The following is a 21,416-nucleotide window of genomic DNA, read 5'->3' on the forward strand; positions in this document are numbered from 1 at the left end:
ATATAATTGGGAAATAATCCTGAATTTTAAGGTGGTTATCCATTTTCACTGTTGGAAATTAACAACAATAATTCTATGCGCATGAAATCCATTCAATTTTTATTATTTTTCGTTATACTATTCATGTTTACGGCATGTAACTCCTCAAAAAAATCATTTTCCTGGGATAAGGAAGTCGCAGAGCTGACAGGCAAGGATTTGGAAGAATGGCTACGCAAAGCTCCTTTCAGCAATGAAATTACCAAAACAGATAAGGATGAATTTGTCGTTACCAATGCCAAGCAGGTCTTCCCATTTATCGCCGGCTACTATTCCCCCATTCAGGAAATTAATCAAATGAAGGATGTAGAAGACACGGTAATTTATGATCATGCTGAAATTATTTACAAAGATCCAACTTGGGGCGACCTCTTCCTGACAGCAACATTACTCCACAACGACGAAGAGGTCTATTTAAGCGAAAGTTACTCGGAGAGTGGAGACGCTTTATTTGGTGGAACGGATGCTTTATTTGATAGCTATAGCGCTTATTTGCATGAAACTGCCGTAAAGGCCAAGCATCCGACCTATAAGACGGGCGTCTATTGGGCGGACGCAGCTGATAAAAGTTTTTTGCTAGGCTTCTATCAAAAAGGGCAATTGCTCTTCGAAGTGGCCGTTCCGATAAAGGGTTCCGATACCCTGGCAACCTTTAACAAACTGCTGGAAGTAAAAAAATCATTGGGACTTCAGATTCCAGAATGGGACAAGGCAAGCTTCGCAGACCTGCAGGTTGTCGAAACACCTAGCACATTTTGGAAAGATCCCTACTATGGCTTATACCTTGGTGAGCATCTTATAGATGAAGTCTACCTTAAAGTAAAGGATACTCCCCTGACCTTGCAAAAAACTCCAGTAAAAGGGGATTATTATTTCACCTATAATTCTGGCAAGGGAAAGGTCGAATTATATACACAGCTGAAACCTACCGATCAACAAGAACCGGAATTCAATAAGGACCATGATAAGCTGCCGATGTACCAAAATTTAGCGCATAAGATTTATTTTGATGAAAAAAAGAATGGCGCTCAGGTAGAAGGCATTGCCAAGGTCTACTTTAAGAACAATAAATTTCTGGAGATCAGCTACCAATATCCGGAAGGCGACGAGGAAGCAAAAAAGGTGATCCATGGGGTGTTGAAGTATGTGAAATTGCTAAAGTTCTAGCGTAGGTTCATAGTATCCTTTCATTGGAGAATGGCAAAATTCGTTCAATTTTTGAAAGGTAAAACTATCACCTTGGGATTAAGATGCGTATCTTTAATAGAACAAAAAGTGTTTATCGAAATCAAGGATGAGCACATTTTGGGTTCAGAGAAAATAATCAATCATACCATCGAAAAAAGTTCCAAATGGAAACTAAAACCGTCTTAAGACCTACAGTAATCGCTGACTTGGATCATTTTTATACTTTTCAATTGGATCAGGAAGCGGCACACCTTGCTGCTTTTATGCCGAAGGATTACAGGGATAAAATAGCATTCATCAGTAAATACACCAAGTTATTGGCCAAACCGACGGTCCATATGTGCACCATCTTGGTCGAAAATCAAATTGTCGGGAGTATATCTAAGTTTGAACTGAATGGTAATGCTGAGATCACGTATTGGATCGATCGACATTTTTGGGGAAGGGGAATTGGGGGAACAGCCCTTCAAACCTTTCTGCAACTTGAACCCATGCGCCCAATTATTGGTCGAGTCGCATTTGATAACGTCAGATCGCAAAAGGTGCTTGAACATGGTGGCTTTCAGAAAATAGGAACGGATAAGGGTTTTGCCAGTGCACGGCAAAAAGAAATCGAAGAGTATATATACCAGCTGGGGTAACATCTATTGCGAAGAACTGTATAAATTTTATGGTAATTCAATGCTACTTCCCATTCAGACATTCATTATCAATTCTATTTGTTTCAGTCTTTCCCTTTGTACTTCGTCCAAATTATTGGGATACATTCGGTTTATGAGCGTAATAGCAAAGTCTGTTGCCCATAAGCCATGAGCTTTAACGTGAGGAATCGACGCAATCTGCCCGATTATTTTATAGATTTTTTTTTCTATTATTTCTTTTTCTTCACGAGCATCCATATTGTATAAATGCCGAAACGATATATTACGTGCTTTATGATAATTGACTTTGCCATCTATCCATTCTTGGATTGCTTCAAACGCTAAGGTAATTTCTGTATTCGGTTTGGTATCTGTAATATCTAAAATATGTTGTCCGTACAACAACCCAAAACGCGCGATTTGAATTTTGTCTTTGGTTTCAAAAATGGATATATACTTTTTGCGCAATGCCGGAATATCCTGAATTTCACCTGTAGGTCTTTGATATGCGTAAATGTTCATAGCTTTTTCCTCATTCCATTTGTTCAATTATTATCCCAACTTTCACGGCTTAAAACTAACTGCTGCTAACCAGGTTAAGGAGGTAATTGGTACAATTGCTTATTAATAGCTTTTCAGCTCCAGATCAAACCATGCTGCAAATCTACTACTTAACTAAAAAAGAAAGGGACAAATTACAGGTGAAGAACCCTAATAAATTGCTTTTAAGCATACTTGTGGCTTACCAATAAAAATACTAAATTATCAATTGTGCACTTCTCTTTGTTTCTTACTATTGTTTCTTTTGACAGCTCTAAGAAGCATTGAGCAAATAGACATAACCAAAATCCCAATAGCCAAAAAGTTTATTCCGTATTTTTCATCTATGCCTGCAAAGAGAGCTAAAACAGAAATAAAAAATCCCATTCCTATCAATACATATAATAAATATGTTAAAAATTTATTTTTCATAACACCTTAAAAATAACAAAAAAAAGAAAGGAGAATAATATTCTTTACAATAGAAATCTTTAACCACGTTTTAGACACGCATATTGTACTGTATACACCCAAACTAAGATGACTTATGAGTTTCGAATAGATTTTGATAGTAAACAATGCTATTTACTAAAAAGAGTCAGAAAATTAGGTTTATGAATATTCTAACACTCTTAGCTACTTTCCATTGTGACAAATATTTTGCTAAAGTCTTTCTTTGCCAAATCGCTTTTGTGAATCACAAAAAACAAGTCTCCAGCATCTCCCCACAGAAAATCACCTCGAGATTTTACCAACAACAAAATCACCCAATCTTGCGGATAGCCTTTCCACGTCAATGATGCTTGCAATTCGGGCGACTCGTGTTGCGTAAATGCATAACAATTCATAGCGTGGTCGAATTCTTTCAGATTCAAAATCGGCGTTTCAAACTTGTCATACAATTCAACGAGAAATTCCTCCTGATTTTTTAAGGACTTTGCTTTGCCATCAAATAGGAATTGATTTTGCTGATGCGCATAAAATGAAGGTGCTGAATTAAATACAAAAGCTTCTGCTTTGTAAGGAGTGTACTGACCGTTCATGAGTTCAAAAAAATCTTCCGAATCAAAATTAAATCGTGCTCCGGATTCGAGCGTCTTGTTGTCTTCTACATAAATCACTTGCGCCAGATTTTTATTATCGTATCCGAAATACTGAAAACTCTTAAAAAAGAAAAATAAGGTCCCTGTGGGCGGAAGATAGTCTTGTAAATTGCCAATTTGCTCGCAATTTATCTGTGCAATAAACTCGTAATGATAGGTATATTGCCTGTATTCATCATAAAAAGTTGGAAAAGGAATTGCTTGGGGTAGATCAGGATAACCACCAAAACGATGATTTCCTATCGTATCATAATTCTCTTCTGATGTTTGGTTGAAACCTACCGATTTCTTTATCAACGAAAGTAAAGCCTCACGTTCTTGAGTCAAATCATTTTCGTCTATTATTATATTTATGGGTGCAATTAGTGCTTCATTTTCTTCCGCCAGGAAGGCATGCTCATTCCATGCCACCATTCCCTTATCATCTGCTCCGCGATAAGTATAGTCGAGTAATCGTAATTTATCTTCGATATCGAGCTCTAAACCGTTGAATGAATTATATTCTTCAGGTAAATATTCCAAAGGATTCCCATTAGCCAAAATTGAGGTCAGCGAAGGTTGTTTTATCAGCGATAGCGGAAGTGTTTTTAATTGATTATTGATAACCTCCAAAGTATTCAAAAGTGGCAGATTAATCTGTTCGGAAATACTTTCAATAGCATTGTCCCGTAGCAAGAGATCTTTCAAATTGGGTAAATACCAGACCGATTTGGGCAATTCCTTTAGGCTACAAAAATTCACGGACAATCTTTCTAACTTTAGTAAGCTACCTATTTCTTCAGGCAAATATTGCACTGCAGCTCCATTGATCTGAATAGTTATTAGTTCACGCAATTCCCCCAATCGTTCGTCGAAACCTGAAAATGGTAACTTTTCCTTGTTTATGAAATTTCCAATACTGTTAATAGTCAAATATGCCAGATTTTTGAATGTATAGACTTCATCTGGTAAGGTTTTGAATGTTGGATTTTTAATTTCTAAATTTCGCACAATCAATGGATCTGCCGTATTGGCTTCTTCCAAACTTTTGAAGCGATATATGTTCCAATCCAAATCTTTGGCATCAAACTGAATAGCAACCTGTAAATCAAAAACGGGCAAGTCGCTATAAGGCGGAGTCAGCTTTCCATCGACCGTCACCCAACCGTCTTTGTATATAATTTTTCCGAAAAAATCTAGCGAATATTCAAAACCTTCTTTCCGAAAGTATGTGTGGTCCATCACATTTTTATCTTCCTCAAATAGAACTTCTCCTGTTGGAATTCCATTTTCAAAAATCCTTAATGCTTCAAACGAAATTTTTAGTTTGTTATCGGGATTATACGTATCGAAAAGTTTATCGTTTTGTTCGATTTCAGCAGTTTCTATGTCGACCGTAATCTGAGTTAATAAGGTTCCAGTAAGTTCAGCAATCGTCCACATCGTTTGTTCCAAAACTATAGGATACTCTTTGCCATCTATTTTGAAATACGGTTTTGGGGTCAAATCCTTATTCATCTCGTTGAGTTTTTAGTTAGAAAAACCTTCATTCTGATTAAAAATAAACATTAATCGTCAGCTTTTCCTTAATTCTGTCTATCTCATGTCCATATTTCAGTATATATGGTTTGAAGATATCTAGTATAAAACTGGAGCCAAAACTCTATCACCTGTACAAAAATTGCGGCACTCTTCGATATATTTCTCCCCGCATTTTGCCAATACACTGTTAACAGAAGTTATTTAATCTTTTCAATTATCGTATTCGGCAGAGGAGTGGAAGTCAATTCAGAATTTTCTATATACGTTTTATGAGGATCAAGCCCAAAGACTTTGAACAACTCGTATTTAACTTTTCTATTATTAGGATTTCTTAAATCATATTTTGCTTTATAGTGATTTACTTCCGAAAATTTTAGGATCCCATTATTTTTAAGACAATTATCAATTTCAAAATTAGCGTAACTTGGGTCATATCCAATTGAATAATATCCATACGGATTACTTGAAAAAGACTCTCCTTCAATGTGCAAATATTTCGAAAAGGCTTTCATAGGTAATTCCAGGTGAATAAGGCCCCACTGCAAAAACACATCATCACTTCCAAAATCTATTTTTTTTCCATAGGATATAGGAAAGTCAAATTCATCATCTTTCAAATTTCTATGTCCAATAATTTCATATTCTCCATAGAAAATTCGATTATCCATAATGTAATCTGAAGGTAGTTTAGGTTGTTTATCTAAAAATTCAATTTCAATATTACTATCTAATGATCTGTAAGCAAATATTTGAACAAGTAATGGTGGGCCCATTAAATAAAACAAACCATTTTTGCTGTCAATTAATTTCTGCTTTCTAATCTTATTGATATCTAAAAGAATACGCCCAAAACCATATTCATTTCTGCTTATTTTAAATCGGAAATAATCCCCTGTTTTATATTTAATGTTTTTACGTTTTTCTATTGAAAAGATATTTATCTCTTTTAAATGATTGGCGTTAGAATTTTCAATAAATTCCAGAAGCAGATCTTCACAGGATTTACTAGTTTGTTGTTCTTGGTCCCAACGACTTGAGTAGAAGGTTCGTTGACTATCAATATTTCCACACGTTAAATAACCCGCAGAAACTTCAACATAATTACCTATTGGCTTTCTTTTATCTAATGTTGAATTTGTCAGTTTCTGTTCTTTCCCTTTAGATGTTTTTGGAAGTAGAATTTTTCTATCGTTAGTTTGTTCATCAAACTGTAATTCTTTATAATATTTATCCGTAGAAAGGATTTGTCTTTTAATTACATTTCCCTCAAAATATAAAATTGTTGATTGAAATTTATCTTCCAAAATAGCTTTATCCCAACTTGGTTGAATGGGTTCAATTCCAAAATATTTTCTTTGTTGATTGGTTAACGTAAAGTTGTTCATATGATTTCTGCTAACGTTATTTCGTTTTTGATAAGAGTCGTTTTACCATTGCACTAAACGTTCGAGACTTGCCAACGGCGGGAATTTTTGGACCACAAGTTCAAAAGAATTACTGGTATTGAACAGTCTGCATATCCTTAATCGAAGAACTTCAGCTTCGGTTCTTTGGCAACCCCTGTTGTGTGAGGATTTGCTACCATTTCCATATTTGAGGTTCATTTTTCCAAATTAGTAGCCTGAAATCTTCATAGTGATTTCCATTTCCTATGGTATGCTTGTCTCTGTGTCCTTTTCCTAATCTTAATTTATGCAAAATGCCACCTGAAGTACCTATCCATAAACTTTGTTCGTCATCAGAAATCGTCATTCCACTTATTGTTGAACCTAAAAAATGTCGCCAAATTTTCTTTCCGTTTTTATCGATAGCTCTAATGTTGCCATAAGCATCTCCAAGTATGTAATAATCACTTGTAGCCAAGCCAACATAAACTCTCATTTCTTCATCAATAATTTTATAATCGTCACTTTCTGAATATTCTTCGATTCTAACGCCAATAAATCGGTCAGAATCAATACCAATAGTTAACCCGTTGTAGAAATGGCAGGAATTGGTTATTAGCTGACTATCGTCTTTTGAAAATAAAGAAAAATGTGGGTAGGATGATTGCGGTCCAATACTACCTAATGTATTCCCATTTGCGTCTAAAATTCTATGATCGTAGCATTGGTCACCAACAACAATGTATGTATTGTCATTAGACAACGTTGCATTTTCCATATCTATATTTGAAGACCATTCCTCTTCGTTTCCTTCATTTAACGGGTGAATGAGTTTTTCTTCGTTTTCAGATACCAAGTAAATTCCTTCAGATGTTACTATCAAGAGTTTGTTTCCGTCATTGAATGGAATAAGTTCCGTAATTCCAATTTTAGCAGTTACATTAAGTATAAATTCACGTATCAGTTCTCCTTCCCAACCTTTAAAAGTCGATATTTTGCTTTCAGTGGCTATGGCGAAAATGTTATCCTGCTTAGATTTCCCAATTGCTTTAATATTGATATCGAGTTCTAATATCTGGTCATTATTTAAGATGTAGGCTTGCCTTTTTTGATATGCAGTACCTTGTAGAAAGACTATTTTTTGGTCATTGATAAAGTGTAGTTGCTCAATACTTTGAGCCTGTTTTTCTAAAAAGGAAATTAAGGGCGCGTGTGATGGCGGAAAATCATTTCTAAAACGCTCAACACGGTTTTCTAGATTGGCAAGTTTTAATTGGCGAATTACTTCTTCAGCTAAATGGTCTCTTTTATCTTCGGGTTCTTTCCCTTTCCAATTTTCCCAACCATTTTTCTCTCCAAATTCAACCATTTCATTGATTTCCTTAGCATATTGCTCCCCTTTTGCATTCCATTCTTCTCGAACATCAGGTTTGTTTTTTTTGAAAAAATCTATCATAGGTCCTGTATTTAAAAAGTGCACATTACGAAAAAACATTGGCGATAATGGCAAAAAACTAAACTTTCAATTTCGCACAAACAATAGCACCAACCTTTTACTACCATCTAAATTTATGAAAAAAGAAAATACAAAAGGCTATTGCGAATAAAAGGAGAAACTTTCAATTCCTTCTTAACCCGCCATATCGCCAATACGATTTCATGGACAGTGTTTTTAAAAAGAATAAATGTCTTCCTTACCATTTTCATCAAAAACTACTTCATCGCTATTTTTAGGTCCATTCGTTTTTCTATCAACAATGGAAGGATTACTCGGATATTTTGCCCCATTAAAGGTTAATTCTCTCCATTTTCCATCTGACTTTATCAGAATATCTTTCCAACCGTTACTCAATTTATCTGATGCATAGATGGGCGGTCGAGTAATCGTAAAAGTATTTATTAACTTATGATCTTCACTGAGCAACAAAAATGTACTACCTCCAGATCCGCAGTAATATGGGGATCGTAAGTAGACAAAAATTTCTTTTTTGCCATCATTATTTAAATCGACCTGCTTGTAACTGATTTTTTTATGCTTTTCGGTGATTGATTTTTTGTCATTAGCATTTAAAAAACATTATTTAGAAATCCTTTAAGTTTGATAGCTGTTTCATCTTCTTGCTTCACGTTACTAGCTATAGTTTTTTCGGTGGCATTTATGGATTTTTGTTCTTGATCCGAATTGGTTTTATTTTTTGGTTCACATGATATGAATGACAGAAAAACAACTACTGAGAATATTTTTATTATTTTAATATTATATTATTTTAATATTAAATGATTTAATATTCCAACAATTGTGCCGCTCATTTTAACATTGCATAAAAACAAAAAAGGCCGACGAAGTCGAGAAATGAGAAGACCAAGAAAAAGTTCTCCAGAAAACTTCTACAAAAACATTCGGTGCAAGACCTGATGTATTTTCACTTCAGATCAAAAAATCATAATTGTTATTAAAGTGCTATGTGCAGCATTATCCATTGCCGAACGCTGCCGTATGCATAATTTCAACGAATCTCAATTTACAAATGGAACAATGAGTTTCGTGAGCTAGGTGAAATATATTTTAGAGAAGAGCATGAAGCGGCTGTGGAGAAAACCGTCAATCGTCCCAATAATGAATGCTATCACGAATCCCTGAACAACCTTTTGGCAGTACAAGTTTATTATTGGGATGGTGAAAAATCTTAAACAAAGAAAATTCAGTAATTAAACGCTAAACGACAGAAAAACACAGTAAATTAACCAAAATTAAATAGATTTATAATAACAAAACACGCTCTAAGCAAGTGGCCATTTTAGTGAAAAAAATAGGCACTGAAGAGATTGTGAATAAAAATTTACATTTTTGTAAAAAATTCAATTAGCGTAGGATTTTTTCAAACCAACTATATAATTTAACTATGACGGTTCCATTTTTTTCAATCATAATTCCCTTATATAATTCTGAAGATTATATTATTAAAACCCTAGAGAGTATCAGCAAACAAAACTTTAATGACTTTGAAGTCATCATTATCAATGATGGCTCAACAGACAATGGAGCCACCATTTGCGAAAACTATTGCTTAAATGACCAACGCTTCAACTTATTTAACCAAAGTAACCAAGGAGTCAGCAGTGCGCGAAATCAGGGGATCAAGGAAGCTAATGGTAAATACCTCCTTTTTATTGATGCAGATGATTTTATTGATGCCCACTACTTAGAAACTCTGCAAAAGGAACAATTGAAGTATCCTGAAAGCTTTATTGTTCTTGATTTCTATAAGGTTGATCTGGAAGGTGAAAAAAATGAAATTTATAACATCAAAGATCAAGCAATATCCTGTTATGATTTTACCCATCAATTCCATATCACCAAATACGGCTATGTAGCCTCTAAAATATACGATAGGTCCATTGTCATTGAAAACAATGTTCAATTCCCTGAAAACATAAAATTAGCTGAGGATTGCATCTTTTTTATCAATTATTTGAGATTTATTGAGAAGATCTTTCTTTCCTCATACAAAGGATATTATTATCAAGTAATCCCCAATTCTGCGGTCAGTAGAAAGATATCCATGCAGGATATTTTTACCTTATATGACCAAATTAAATTATCCTTAACCCAATTGCTTGAAAAATCCAATTCGAAAGATTTGGTCGGTGGACAATTAACTTTCTGGACCAAGGCTTTATTCGATAATATCTACAACCTCAACCTTACAAAGGTAAAAAGAATTGAATCCCTTCAATTCATGCACAAAGCATATCACCATGAAGTTATGACATTATTTTCCAAAAGTAGGGTTCGCGGCAAATTGTTGAAACTAAGCTTCCAAATGCAATCTTTCCAGCTATTTGACAAGTTATTTCTAAGATTCGAAAGATAAATTATTATTTTTTTATCACAACATGATTTATAGTAGGTAAAATTTTCCCTTTATTTAATCTCAAAAAATTTATTGTCGATTGGATAAATTCTATAATTAATCAAAATTATCCTGATATAGAGCGCATTTTAGGTTAACGATTTTTCATCAAATAAATCGCAGTAAAAGATAGGATAAGACATTTAAGATTATGTTGGAGACATTTCGTTTTAAATGTTCTTTCTTGACCAAAAAAAAGGTCATGGACCCCGCAACAAAACTAAGTGTTCAAAACGCAATCGATGATTCCATTATGTTTTTAGACACTGATGAGATTTTTTATGCCAAATTTCTTGGTAGGTATCAATGATTATTGCTTTCAAACGGAAAGAAATCGATTAAGTGGCGGTGTCTCTTCACGCTTTCAGTTCCCATTCCCTTTTTGCCTCCCTTCCCAAAACGTTTACCTATCACAGCCCTGAGCCTCCTGCGGATCGAACCACGGTTCGAATCTGCCACACCCGGACACAAAAAAAGCCCGACGAAAGTCGAGCACATCGAATCGGCGATGGAGTGGCAGGATTGGCTCAGCCCCGCTATCCCCCAACACAGCCCTGAGCCTCCTGCGGATCGAACTTCGGTTCGAATCTGCCACACCCGGACACAAAAAAAGCCCGACGAAAGTCGAGCTTTTTTGTGTCGGGGTGGCAGGATTCGAACCTACGACCTCCACATCCCAAATGTGGCGCGATACCGGGCTACGCTACACCCCGAAAAGGTATCACCTTTGTTTTGTGTGGCACAAATATACAATCTTATGCAACATATATCAAAATATTTCCAACAACAATAAATTAATATCCTGATTATTATCACGATAATTTACCTGATTAGCCCCCATTAACCTCCTTTTCCTCGGTTTTTTCGCTCCTTTCTGAATAATTTGCCCGATATTTGAAGTGAGCAAACAAGAATATTTCAGCGTATTAAATGCCAGAATCTCATGAAAATTAAATCCATCAGCACCTATTTGCCCTTTGCCCTACTTTTTGCTTCCTGTGTTTCCAACAACAAGGAACAGCCGGTCAGCGATAGTACTTTTGTAGACTCCACCAATACGGAATATACCCTATCGAAATCCGATCGTTTGGAAGATTACCTATTGGCATTGGACTCCAACGATATCCAGAGTGTCAGCAAGGTGACCGCCAAATTCAATGAGCTTTTCCCGGAAAAGGATACCGTGCAAGGCGATAAAGCTGTTGGACTGATCATCGATTTCATGAACAAGCTTACCATCTTCGGGAATCGCACAACATTCGATGAAAACCAAAATTACAGCGCGTTGGTGGATGTAGAGTTCAATGAAGGCAATGCTGACATCCCTGAAGAGCTGAAAGCCGATTACGAAAAGATCAACAAGAATGGTTTTCGCGTGCGCGAAGTGGAAGGTATGCCCGACCTGGAGATCAACCCGTTCTATATCCAGAATAATTTCTATCCCTACATCTCCAAGAATTTCGAGATCTACCTGCAGCAGATGGCCCAGGAGAACAAGGAAGGTTTTGCCATGGATGCTGCGATCATCATCCCCTACCAATATCTCGTTCAGCGTGTAATCTGGTGGGAAGATTTTGCGAAGAATGCGAAAGATCCTTGGCTAAAGGCCAAGGCCGACGAGCAATACGAATGGTACCTGACGAACCTGACCATCGGTATGGACAATACACCGGTGATCGAAGGGCAACAGGTTTCGCCTTACTTTAAGGATGCCTATGCCTATCTCACCGAACTGGCCCCCAACTCTGCTGCCTACAAAAAACTGGAACGCTATATCAACTTCTTGAACGACAATAAAATCGAGGATGCCAAGGCACTTCTCCCGACATTGATTGGTAGCCACATGAATTAATGGAAATGGAAGAGCAAAGAAGCGATATCAGCAATCTCGACGACATCAAGCTGTTGGTGGATAGCTTTTACGGCAAAGTGCGTCAGGACGCCTTAATCGGCCCCATCTTCGATCGGGAGATCGGGAACAACTGGCCGACGCATCTGGAGAAGATGTACCGGTTCTGGCAGACCATCCTGTTCGATGCCCATACCTATAACGGCCGACCTTTTCCTCCACATGCAAAACTCCCCATTGATAAAGAACATTTTGAACGCTGGCTAACCCTATTCGAATCCAATCTGGATGCCCAGTTTGCAGGTCCGGTAACTGAAGAGGCCCGCTTTCGGGCACACAAGATGGCCGAGCTGTTCCAGATCAAATTGCAGCATATCCGACAAGATCCTTTCCGGCCATTACTCTAGAATCCGAAATATTTCGGGGAATTTTACGGGAGAACCCTTAATTTTGGGGATGGCACGTGCATTACCCAAACCACCAAAAACTGTCGACCTCCACGCCGAGGCTTTCCTTGCCGATCTGGAAGATTATGAACTTGACGAACTCCTGGCCGAGTCCATCGATTATCTGAGGGATCAGCTGGATGCCGCCATCTATTGGGATTATCCCGAAATCAAATTTATCCATGGAAAAGGTAAGGGCATCCTGCGCAAGGCAGTTTACGAAGAGCTACAGGTCTATAAGGACTCCCGAGCGATCAGTCACTTCCACCCCTCCTACGCCAATGAAGATATCGTGGTGGTGGTTATCGGACTATAATACCTTGACACGGTAAACACCAAAGGGAAAGATTAATTTGTTGGCGCCGTAATTCCAATGCGGTAGCAGATGCATCTGCGCACAGGAGAAGTACAGGTATCCATCTGATCCCACGCCCATCGAGTCAGGCCACAATATCCGGGAGTCCTGCGCCAGAATCTCTATTTTTCCATCCGGTTTCAGGCGGCGAACGGTATAATCTAATGAGGTGGTAAGGTAGATGTTGTTTTCCTTATCCGCTGCCAAGCCATGGGTAATCCCTACTTCCCCCATATCTTCCACATGTTTCGCCAATTCGGCATCGGTCAGCTTTGGATCGGCAAGGTATTCGGTCGCGATACGATAGAGTTTTTTCGCATTGATGGGCTTAAAGTAGAACCATTTGTTATCTTTCGTCAGGGCAATACCGTTCACATTCGAAGAGAAGGGTTTATCATGATGGTCAACCATATCTTCCCCATCAAACTGCAGGACGATCGTCGAATCCGCGAGCGTAAATTCGGAATTCGCCAACGCTTTCCTACTTCTGCCGGACTTCAGATCCATAACGATAATGGCTGCCTGCCCAGGGTCGGAGAAATAAGCCAATCCCTTTTCCGTATCGATACGGACATCATTGAGTCCTGATTTTGTTTTATCCAGGTCATCAAAGGTATATACTCTTTTGACTTGGTTGGTTCCCAGATCAATCTGTACCATTTTAAATTGACCAGCTTTCGGTCCCTTATCCGAACTGCCGAAAATGGATCCAGAGGAAGCCGGTTTGGAGTCCAATACCCATAATTGATCATTTGTATCCACATAGATATCCTGCACGTTCACAAAATGTTCCTCTGCTTTGCCTTCAACTGCATTCCAAGCGGCATCGGGAAAAGGCTTCCGCTCGCCCGCAACGATTTCCGTCAATCCATAAACATAGGGTTGCCGTTTCGGAAAGGATACAAAAACTCGGTTATCGGATGAGACAGATACGCCAATTGGCTGGGATTCGCCGAACGTAGCGACAACTTCCAAGCGCGGGTCAATGGTTTGGGACATAACAGGTAATATTAGGGAAAAACAGCAGATTAAACTTAATAGGGACTTCTTCATGATACGGTATCTTTTTGGTAAGGTACTGTTTTTAAAACAAAAGAGCGCAAGTTCTGTTTGCGCTCTTTCGTTTTTATCCATATCACTGGGCTTATTTGCCCGGCGTGAGGGTAATCTTTCTGAATTCGATCGGACCATGGTCACCCTGGATGTACAACGGTCCAGGCTCTCCTTCCTTACTGTCCAATGCCCCGCCGGTGATACCTGGGATTTCCTGGTTATTGATCACCGTTTTCCCATTGATGGCTACGGTTACCAAACGGCCCACCAAGGTAATGTCCATGGTATTCCATTCGTTCGGTCCCTTGGTGACCATTTCATTCGGTGCCAGGAAGCCGTAGACAGCTCCCAGATACAAAGTTCCCGGATGCCTATCCTTCGGTGAATCCTCGATCTGTACCTCGTAACGGCCACGCAGATAGATTCCGGAATTGGATCCTTCCGGGTATCTATATTCCAGACTCACCTTGAAATCCTCAAAGGTCTGTTCAGTAATAAGGTTTGCTCCTGCAGCTTCATTGGTCAGGATACCATCCTTCACCACCCATTTGTTATTCTCATTGGAAGGCTTCCAGTTGGTCAGGTCCTTTCCATTGAACAATTCCACCGGTTGCCCCCAGGAAACTGCTGCCGTACGGTTCAGATAAGGTGCTTTTACACCGGTGAAGGTATATTTTTCTCCTGTATTGCTGGTAATCGTTCCTTTTAGATTTCCGGCTGCCAATTCCCCTTCAATCACAAAGTCGCCTTCGCCACCTTCCCACTGTGGTGGGATTGCAAAGGAGAATTTACCATCAACCAATTTGATATGCGAGATCGGACGGCTACTGCCACTATCACCAACCCATGCACCAACCAAGGTCGTAAAACCCGATAGTTTGATCTCGATCCACGAAGGAACTTGTTTTCCACCCTTATCCACTGTGAGGTCCCAACGTCCCAATAGGTCCTTCGACTCTTCGGGAATGGTCTGTGAAGCCGGGTTATGTTCTACTTCTTCTTTCTGCGCAGTGGAATCCTGTCCCGCATTGTTCTTATCCGAAGCACCTTGTTGGCAGGACGTCAAGCCGAAGCCCAACAGACCTGTAAAGGCCAATCCATAAGCAAATTGTTTGATCATGTGTTTGTGTATTTGTTGATTTTTTTGTCCATTTGGTTACCGATCCGGTTTAGGCATGCACGCCGAAGCGGATACTAAAATTAGCAAAAATTATCAATAACAGCAGTTTATTTGTGCTTTCGTATTAAGCTGTTACAAAAGGCAAACGAAAAAGGCGAAATCATCATTGATGATTTCGCCTTCCTATGTGCTGTTGAGCGACTACACTTTTGGTAACTTAAAACGCACCGTTAAAAGCAGCCACTTTACTTGTGAAATTCTCGAATTCTGCGGTCTGCTGATTGATGAAGCTATTATCTTCCAATCGACCGACTACTTCGTTCATCTCCTCCACCGATTCATAGACCATCAATCGGAAAGGGTTGTGGTAGTCCTTGCTTCTGGAGTTGTGGATTTCTTCGCAGATCCATTTCTTGGTCGCTAGCGCTTCATCCAACAGTTCGTTCCAGAATGGTGCATCCCAACTTGTAGCATCGCGTTCAGTAACTTCAGCTAATGAAGCCAGCGCGTGGTGCAGTTTATCGGTAATGTATTCATTGCTCATCTGATGATAACGCGCATGCATCGCTGCCCAAGAATTAACCTCCTCCTTCTTCAGGTCATCCAGCAATTGTTCCAATTTCGGCACCGGCACAAGCTGCCCACCGATATTTTCGAATTGCACCCGCTTGGTTCCGGATGCGATGAAATCGTTAATCTTTTCCTGAACGACAGCTGGCGCCACATGCTCCAATACTTGGCACACCGCATTGTAGCGGATCAGTTTCTTGAAAAGTTTGTATGATTCCCGTGGTTTCAGTAACAGGACCTGACGTTTGGAGAACTCGGCATTATCGACAAAGATCTCCTCGGTCGCTTTACCCTCAGCTTCAAGCCATCCACGTGGATCGGCAATGCCTAGGGTCTTGCCCACTGCTCGCTCGATCTCTGAAAGCCCCGTAAACAGTTCATTCACCGTATCGGGAGCTAGGATATCGTATTCGAAATATTGATTCTTGAAGGAACGTTTATCGCGTGAAATGAACTTATTGGTATTGCGCATCAACGCATACATATTGTACATGAACCAATACCCCGGAACCACGACCAAACGGTCATGTGTTACATCATTGCTGATCAACGAAAAAGGGAACTTGATATCCAGCTCATGCAGGAAGTCTCCTTTGACGATCAGGGTATAGGACGCAAAACGCGAATTGTGCTTTAAGCTCACGCACAACCCTGGCCAGAAGCCACGGCCGGCAATGATCTCACCATCGGCACCCCGCGAATTGTGGTTGGAACCCACAGTGGCACCGGCAGCCATATTACTCTGTCCCTTCACCAATGCTGCGCACAGGAAAGAGTTGTTATGGTGTTGCTCATGGGCTGGAAAGATCAGGGAATTCAATACCTCACAACAGGAGATCGTGGAATTATCCCCCAAGAATGAATTGATCAATCGTGCGCCATATTTCAGTTGGGAGTACGACGAAAGGATAAAGCGAACCGCTTTCACCCCGTAGAATACCCGGCAACCATAGCCGATGATACCGTTCACCAATTCGCAACCTTCCCCGATCTGGGTATAGGCTTCCGAGGTGGAATTCACCGTCAGGTTCTTAAGCTTACTGATCCCCTTGATATACGCATCCGAGCCAATCTTCACATTCTTGAACGTATGGGAATTCTTAATGACCGTACGATCGCCGATCTCGCTGTAATAGCCTCGGATATCGTTGAATCCGGCGTGGGTAATATCCCAGAAGCGCTGCTGCAGGACCTTATCCTGGCGGTTGCGCGTCCAAAGGTACACGTCTGCCGCCTGCATCCCATCAAAGGGTAACACCGAGCGGCCACCGTTCTCATTGCAGAGCTCCAGGTAGATCCGACTGCTGTCCTGATCGCCCGCTTTGAGGATACCATTCCCAAATTTCGCATTGGAACTGGTTTCCATCTCATTGACGTTCAACAGAATTACTTCATTCCCCACGATGAAATGGGCAATGTAGCGCACCTGGTGCAGCGCAACACAATCGCCAAGGTCGCAACTGATGATCTGGGAATTGTAGATCCCCACGGGCAGGCGGATGTCCCGGTATTCCAGGTACACCTCCTCCATATCACCGATGCGCACCAAGCCAAAGAACTTCGAACGCTTGATCTGCTTCGGAAAGAACTTATCCGTCACCAGTACATCGTTCCAATCCGTAGACTCATTGTGGTTCATCTCCAGGATCTGGATTTCTTCCGCAGTGAGGTTACGGTAAGTCTTCTGGTTCTTGTTCTGCTCGAAACGCAGGTAGTATTCGTCCTTCCCTTCCGGAAGGTATTCGGCGGGTATGAAATCATACCCGATCCAATTTAAAGGTTGCTTGATAATATATCCCATAACCGATTATTCCACAGTTACCGACTTGGCTAAATTCCGAGGTTTATCCACATCCAAACCACGGTAAACACCGATATAATACGATAATAACTGCAATGGAACAACGGTCAATAAAGGTGCGATCACCTCATCAGCTTCAGGTACCACCATCACATCATTTGAAATGGTCGGTGTCACCTCATCGCCTTCGGTCATCACCGAGATCACCATACCCTTACGGGCCTTGATCTCTTGGATATTACTTACGATCTTTTCGTGGTAGGTGTCCTTACTTGCAATGAACACTACCGGCAATTCTTCATCGACCAATGCAATCGGTCCATGCTTCATCTCCGCCGCAGGGTATCCTTCAGCGTGGATGTAGGAGATTTCCTTCAGCTTCAATGCACCTTCCAGGGCAGTAGGGAAATTATACCCACGGCCTAGGTAAAGCACATCGCGTGCGTCTTTATATTTATAGGCGATAGCCTTGATATTATCCACTTCATTGTCCAATACCCACTGTACCTTTTCTGGCACATCGTGCAATTCTTGGCACAATTCATCAAAACGCTCATCCGAGATGGTACCTTTTGCTTTCGCCAATTTCAGGGCAAACAACATCAATACGGCCAATTGCGCGGTATACGCTTTTGTACTGGCAACACCGATTTCCGGACCAGCGTGCGTATAACAACCGGCATGTGAAATCCGTGCGATGGAAGAACCAACCACGTTCACGACTCCGAAGATTGTTGCACCTTGCTCTTTCGCGCGTTCCAAAGCAACCAGCGTATCCGCTGTTTCTCCACTTTGGGAAATGGCAATGATGACATCATCGGAAGAAATCACCGGATTACGGTACCTGAATTCCGAAGCATACTCCACTTCGACATTTACACGACATAGCTCCTCAATGACATATTCTGCCACAAGACCCGCATGCCAGCTTGTTCCACAGGCTACGATGATGATACGGCGTGCCTGCTGCAACTTATCTTGGATGGCGTCTACCCCACTAAGGATAATCTTGTGCTCATTCAGAACCAAACGACCACGCAAAGAATCTGCAATGGTTGTCGGTTGTTCAAAGATTTCTTTCAACATGAAATGGTCATATCCACCTTTTTCGATTGCCGCCAATTCCAGATCTAATTTCTGAACGAATGGTGTGATCACTTCGTTACCGAGGTTTTTCAGGATCAGCTCATCAGGTTTTACGATGGCCAATTCATAATCGTTGATATACACTACTTCCTTGGTATAAGCAAGCATCGGTGATGCATCCGATCCTAGGAAATGTTCATTCTTCCCGATTCCGATCACCAAAGGGCTTCCCTTGCGGGCAGCGATGATCGTATCTGGTTGAGCTGCATCGATCAGGAGGATTACGTAGGCACCTGTCACGCGTTTCAACGCGATACGGATGGCTTCCTCCAAACTACATGCGTTCTTGGATTTAATATCTTCGATGAAATTCAAAAGTACCTCGGAGTCCGTATCCGAATGGAATTCGTACCCTGCCTTCTGAAGTTCGCTTTTTAGCTGTGCATAGTTTTCGATAATCCCGTTGTGGATCATCGCAAGGTTTCCGGATTTGGAAACATGGGGATGGGCGTTGCGATCGGATGGTTCACCGTGGGTCGCCCAGCGGGTATGTCCAATCCCCGTTGTGCCAGCCGTCGATTGGTTCCCAACAAATTCTTCCAAGGCAGCGACTTTTCCTGCCTTCTTGTACACCTTCACGGAGTCTCCTTGCTGAAGTGCTACACCAGCACTGTCATAACCTCTGTATTCTAATTTTTTCAAGCCATCAATTACGATTGGATAAGCTTGACGCGTTCCGGTATAACCGACAATTCCACACATATGTTCTCGTTTAATCTAAGTTTTAAAATATTAAATATATTAATAATAATAGTAAATGCAATCGGTTGCGCGCTCTAAAAGACAAAAACCGGACCAAGTCCGGTTTTTCTATGTTATATAATTGTTATTCTAATTCAAATTTGTAGCCAACTCCCTTGACCGTTGTCACATAGGTATCGCCGATTTTTTCCCTGAGCTTTCGGATATGCACGTCGATCGTCCGATTGGTCACGACCACCGAGTCTTCCCAGATGGCCTTCAGGATTTGTTCACGAGTAAAAACCTTGTTCGGCTTGGAGGCCAACAGGTAGAGCAATTCAAATTCTTTCTTGGCCAGCACGAACTTCTCTTCTCCGCGGTAAACCAGGAAGGAATCCCTGTCAATGACCAGATCGGCAATCTCCAATTTATCGGAGGTCTGGTCGTCGATAACTTCCGTTGTATTGCGTCTCAGGATTGCGTTGATACGGCTCATCAGTGCGCGAGGTTTGATCGGTTTGGCGATGTAATCATCTGCACCGACATTAAAACCGGCAATCTCCGAATATTCTTCACTGCGTGCAGTTAGGAATACCATAAATACCTGCTTGAATTCCGGCATGGAACGCATCAACCGACACGCCTCGATACCATCCATCTCCGGCATCATCACATCCAAGATGATCAAGTCCGGGAAAACCTCTTTTGCAACCTTAATAGCTTCCTTACCATTGGAAGCTGTATATACTTGGTAACCTTCTTTGGTTAAATTGTACGAAATGAGTTCGACGATATCTGCTTCGTCATCAACCACAAGAATCTTTTGATTGGCCATATACAGTGTATTTTTTTCGCTAAGGTATATACTTTATTATAAAATAAAGTTAAAGCAACATTAAGTTATTGTTAACACTTAAAAGTAATTTAACAGAGCCTTCTTAATTTTTTAAGGTTTTCGTTAAAAAATCTTCCAATTGCTTTCCCCTGAGGTTTTTAGCCAAGATTACCCCGTTCTCATCCAGCAGATAGGAAGCCGGTATTCCCTTTATGGAATAATCGATGATTAACGGCGAACTCCAAGCCTGCAGATCCGAGATATTCGTCCAGGTCAATTTGTCGTCCTGAATGGCCCGCATCCACGAACCCGGGTTATTATCCAAAGAAACACCCAACACGGTAAAGTTCTTGTCCTTATTGGCATTATAGAGCCTAACGATGTTCGGATTCTCCTCCCGGCATGGCATACACCAGGATGCCCAAAAATCGACCAGAACAACCTTGCCCTTAAAATCGGACAGCTTTACAGTTTTATTGTCCGGCGTATAGGCCGTAATTTCCGGAGCTTTCTGCCCTACGGCCAGCTTCCGCAACTTGTCCACTTCGGTCTTAAATTCGGTCACAAAGCGGTTGTTCGGAAACTCATCCTTGATCTTGTCCGCATAGGCGATCAATTCAGGCTCGGCCATTTCCGGATCCAAGGTGCTCATGATATAGAACCCCGACAGGTCCGCATTGGCATTCGAAAAATCCACCGCTTCTTTTACGTAGTGCTTAAAGAACGGAGCAAATTCCATCAGCATCTGTGACCGCAGGTTCTGGATTCCATTGGCATCCATATCGGTCGTCGCTTTTGTAAACTGCTGTTGCAGGCTGTCGCGCACGAAATCGATCCGCGCCTTTTTGGGTGCGAAGGATTGCAGCTTCGTCGAAAGCTCCGAATTCTTCACTTCATAGGTTTCAGGTTGCTGCAGGTCCACATTGAACTCAACTTCCTTACCCGGCTCCAAGATGACAGGATACCTGTTCTTGCCCACGGCAATGGTCAACAGCCGTTCCTGCGTGGCAGGACGCTCAAACTTGAACCTATTCCCATCCGCGATAAAAGTAGAGTCCAACTTGGTCTCCCCTTCATAGAAACTCACCACCTTCACATTGCCCGGATTATGGATTACCCCTCCAACCTGAATACTGTCAGCATTGGAACATGAGCTAAACCCAAGACCTATCAAACTACATATACCAAATGGAATGGCAAACTTTTTCATGCGTACTCCTTATTAAAAC

General features: G+C 40.7%; 18 protein-coding genes and 1 tRNA gene. 6 read left to right on the forward strand and 13 right to left on the reverse strand.

Annotation, left to right across the window (positions count from 1 at the left end):
- The first annotated feature begins 81 nt into the window (after positions 1-81).
- Both G6N79_RS15995 and G6N79_RS16000 read left to right on the forward strand, forming a co-directional pair.
- Positions 82-1,206 (forward strand): hypothetical protein, encoded by a 1,125-nt coding sequence (locus G6N79_RS15995; protein WP_146060674.1) that lies wholly within the window; start codon positions 82-84, stop codon positions 1,204-1,206.
- A 185-nt stretch (positions 1,207-1,391) separates the two neighbouring features.
- On the forward strand, positions 1,392-1,868 hold the full coding sequence (locus G6N79_RS16000) for a GNAT family N-acetyltransferase (protein ID WP_103907756.1): 477 nt from the start codon (positions 1,392-1,394) through the stop codon (positions 1,866-1,868).
- A 54-nt stretch (positions 1,869-1,922) separates the two neighbouring features.
- Here G6N79_RS16000 and G6N79_RS16005 read toward each other — a convergent pair whose 3' ends face one another.
- From G6N79_RS16005 to G6N79_RS16030, 6 genes are all read right to left on the reverse strand, one after another.
- Positions 1,923-2,390, reverse strand: coding sequence for a putative immunity protein (locus G6N79_RS16005; RefSeq protein ID WP_103907788.1), 468 nt, complete (start codon positions 2,388-2,390; stop codon positions 1,923-1,925).
- 243 nt (positions 2,391-2,633) lie between these two features.
- The gene (locus G6N79_RS16010; protein ID WP_103907755.1) at positions 2,634-2,840 is read right to left on the reverse strand and encodes a hypothetical protein; all 207 of its coding nucleotides are present in this window, start codon (positions 2,838-2,840) and stop codon (positions 2,634-2,636) included.
- A 200-nt stretch (positions 2,841-3,040) separates the two neighbouring features.
- The gene (locus tag G6N79_RS16015) at positions 3,041-5,008 is read right to left on the reverse strand and encodes a DUF1963 domain-containing protein (RefSeq protein ID WP_103907754.1); all 1,968 of its coding nucleotides are present in this window, start codon (positions 5,006-5,008) and stop codon (positions 3,041-3,043) included.
- Between the two features lie 221 nt (positions 5,009-5,229).
- The gene (locus G6N79_RS16020; RefSeq protein ID WP_103907753.1) at positions 5,230-6,417 is read right to left on the reverse strand and encodes an immunity 26/phosphotriesterase HocA family protein; all 1,188 of its coding nucleotides are present in this window, start codon (positions 6,415-6,417) and stop codon (positions 5,230-5,232) included.
- 193 nt (positions 6,418-6,610) lie between these two features.
- Positions 6,611-7,873 carry a hypothetical protein gene (locus G6N79_RS16025; protein ID WP_103907752.1) on the reverse strand — a complete coding sequence of 421 codons (1,263 nt, stop codon included), beginning with the start codon at positions 7,871-7,873 and terminating at the stop codon, positions 6,611-6,613.
- Between the two features lie 216 nt (positions 7,874-8,089).
- Entirely contained in the window at positions 8,090-8,269 is a 180-nt protein-coding gene (locus G6N79_RS16030) for a hypothetical protein (RefSeq protein ID WP_146060673.1), read from the reverse strand.
- 1,051 nt (positions 8,270-9,320) lie between these two features.
- Between G6N79_RS16030 and G6N79_RS16035 the strand changes: the two genes are divergently transcribed.
- Positions 9,321-10,292, forward strand: coding sequence for a glycosyltransferase family 2 protein (locus G6N79_RS16035; RefSeq protein ID WP_103907750.1), 972 nt, complete (start codon positions 9,321-9,323; stop codon positions 10,290-10,292).
- Between the two features lie 678 nt (positions 10,293-10,970).
- Here G6N79_RS16035 and G6N79_RS16040 read toward each other — a convergent pair.
- Positions 10,971-11,044, reverse strand: a tRNA-Pro gene (locus G6N79_RS16040).
- Between the two features lie 230 nt (positions 11,045-11,274).
- On the opposite strand from G6N79_RS16040, the gene G6N79_RS16045 reads away from it, so the two are divergent.
- The 3 genes from G6N79_RS16045 to G6N79_RS16055 are packed head-to-tail and all read left to right on the forward strand — an operon-like array spanning position 11,275 to position 12,942.
- On the forward strand, positions 11,275-12,183 hold the full coding sequence (locus tag G6N79_RS16045; protein WP_103907749.1) for a hypothetical protein: 909 nt from the start codon (positions 11,275-11,277) through the stop codon (positions 12,181-12,183).
- A gap of 5 nt (positions 12,184-12,188) precedes the next feature.
- On the forward strand, positions 12,189-12,587 hold the full coding sequence (locus tag G6N79_RS16050) for a group III truncated hemoglobin (protein ID WP_103907787.1): 399 nt from the start codon (positions 12,189-12,191) through the stop codon (positions 12,585-12,587).
- Positions 12,588-12,636: 49 nt separating this feature from the next.
- Positions 12,637-12,942: a Smr/MutS family protein gene (locus G6N79_RS16055; protein WP_103907748.1), complete on the forward strand. Its 306-nt coding sequence runs from the start codon at positions 12,637-12,639 to the stop codon at positions 12,940-12,942.
- Here G6N79_RS16055 and G6N79_RS16060 read toward each other — a convergent pair.
- The 6 genes from G6N79_RS16060 to G6N79_RS16085 all read right to left on the reverse strand — a co-directional run bounded on the left by G6N79_RS16060 (position 12,937) and on the right by G6N79_RS16085 (position 21,397).
- A complete protein-coding gene (locus G6N79_RS16060) occupies positions 12,937-13,980 on the reverse strand; it encodes an L-dopachrome tautomerase-related protein (RefSeq protein WP_200818846.1) in 1,044 nt (347 codons plus the stop codon). The two genes, G6N79_RS16055 and G6N79_RS16060, sit on opposite strands and share 6 nt — an antisense overlap.
- A gap of 145 nt (positions 13,981-14,125) precedes the next feature.
- Positions 14,126-15,154, reverse strand: coding sequence for a 3-keto-disaccharide hydrolase (locus tag G6N79_RS16065; RefSeq protein ID WP_103907747.1), 1,029 nt, complete (start codon positions 15,152-15,154; stop codon positions 14,126-14,128).
- Between the two features lie 217 nt (positions 15,155-15,371).
- Positions 15,372-17,525 (reverse strand): DUF4954 family protein, encoded by a 2,154-nt coding sequence (locus G6N79_RS16070; RefSeq protein ID WP_103907746.1) that lies wholly within the window; start codon positions 17,523-17,525, stop codon positions 15,372-15,374.
- Between the two features lie 6 nt (positions 17,526-17,531).
- A complete protein-coding gene (gene glmS, locus G6N79_RS16075) occupies positions 17,532-19,373 on the reverse strand; it encodes a glutamine--fructose-6-phosphate transaminase (isomerizing) (RefSeq protein WP_103907745.1) in 1,842 nt (613 codons plus the stop codon).
- 124 nt (positions 19,374-19,497) lie between these two features.
- Positions 19,498-20,187, reverse strand: a complete 690-nt coding sequence (locus tag G6N79_RS16080) for a response regulator transcription factor (protein WP_103907744.1) — start codon at positions 20,185-20,187, stop codon at positions 19,498-19,500.
- A gap of 103 nt (positions 20,188-20,290) precedes the next feature.
- Positions 20,291-21,397, reverse strand: a complete 1,107-nt coding sequence (locus G6N79_RS16085; protein ID WP_103907743.1) for a TlpA family protein disulfide reductase — start codon at positions 21,395-21,397, stop codon at positions 20,291-20,293.
- Between the last annotated feature and the right edge of the window lie 19 nt (positions 21,398-21,416).

This window comes from Sphingobacterium lactis, assembly GCF_011046555.1.
GTDB lineage: Bacteria > Bacteroidota > Bacteroidia > Sphingobacteriales > Sphingobacteriaceae > Sphingobacterium > Sphingobacterium lactis.

What these genes read in the sequence shown, in the direction of transcription:
- G6N79_RS16070 (WP_103907746.1), bottom strand. Translation starts at nt 17,525, where the DNA reads ATGGGATATATTATCAAGCAACCTTTAAATTGGATCGGGTATGATTTC.
- G6N79_RS16020 (WP_103907753.1), bottom strand. Translation starts at nt 6,417, where the DNA reads ATGAACAACTTTACGTTAACCAATCAACAAAGAAAATATTTTGGAATT.
- G6N79_RS16015 (WP_103907754.1), bottom strand. Translation starts at nt 5,008, where the DNA reads ATGAATAAGGATTTGACCCCAAAACCGTATTTCAAAATAGATGGCAAA.
- G6N79_RS16000 (WP_103907756.1), top strand. Translation starts at nt 1,392, where the DNA reads ATGGAAACTAAAACCGTCTTAAGACCTACAGTAATCGCTGACTTGGAT.
- G6N79_RS16055 (WP_103907748.1), top strand. Translation starts at nt 12,637, where the DNA reads ATGGCACGTGCATTACCCAAACCACCAAAAACTGTCGACCTCCACGCC.
- G6N79_RS16050 (WP_103907787.1), top strand. Translation starts at nt 12,189, where the DNA reads ATGGAAGAGCAAAGAAGCGATATCAGCAATCTCGACGACATCAAGCTG.
- G6N79_RS16080 (WP_103907744.1), bottom strand. Translation starts at nt 20,187, where the DNA reads ATGGCCAATCAAAAGATTCTTGTGGTTGATGACGAAGCAGATATCGTC.
- G6N79_RS16085 (WP_103907743.1), bottom strand. Translation starts at nt 21,397, where the DNA reads ATGAAAAAGTTTGCCATTCCATTTGGTATATGTAGTTTGATAGGTCTT.
- G6N79_RS16025 (WP_103907752.1), bottom strand. Translation starts at nt 7,873, where the DNA reads ATGATAGATTTTTTCAAAAAAAACAAACCTGATGTTCGAGAAGAATGG.
- G6N79_RS16060 (WP_200818846.1), bottom strand. Translation starts at nt 13,980, where the DNA reads ATGTCCCAAACCATTGACCCGCGCTTGGAAGTTGTCGCTACGTTCGGC.
- G6N79_RS16035 (WP_103907750.1), top strand. Translation starts at nt 9,321, where the DNA reads ATGACGGTTCCATTTTTTTCAATCATAATTCCCTTATATAATTCTGAA.
- G6N79_RS16045 (WP_103907749.1), top strand. Translation starts at nt 11,275, where the DNA reads ATGAAAATTAAATCCATCAGCACCTATTTGCCCTTTGCCCTACTTTTT.
- G6N79_RS16010 (WP_103907755.1), bottom strand. Translation starts at nt 2,840, where the DNA reads ATGAAAAATAAATTTTTAACATATTTATTATATGTATTGATAGGAATG.
- G6N79_RS16065 (WP_103907747.1), bottom strand. Translation starts at nt 15,154, where the DNA reads ATGATCAAACAATTTGCTTATGGATTGGCCTTTACAGGTCTGTTGGGC.
- glmS (WP_103907745.1), bottom strand. Translation starts at nt 19,373, where the DNA reads ATGTGTGGAATTGTCGGTTATACCGGAACGCGTCAAGCTTATCCAATC.
- G6N79_RS16005 (WP_103907788.1), bottom strand. Translation starts at nt 2,390, where the DNA reads ATGAACATTTACGCATATCAAAGACCTACAGGTGAAATTCAGGATATT.
- G6N79_RS15995 (WP_146060674.1), top strand. Translation starts at nt 82, where the DNA reads ATGAAATCCATTCAATTTTTATTATTTTTCGTTATACTATTCATGTTT.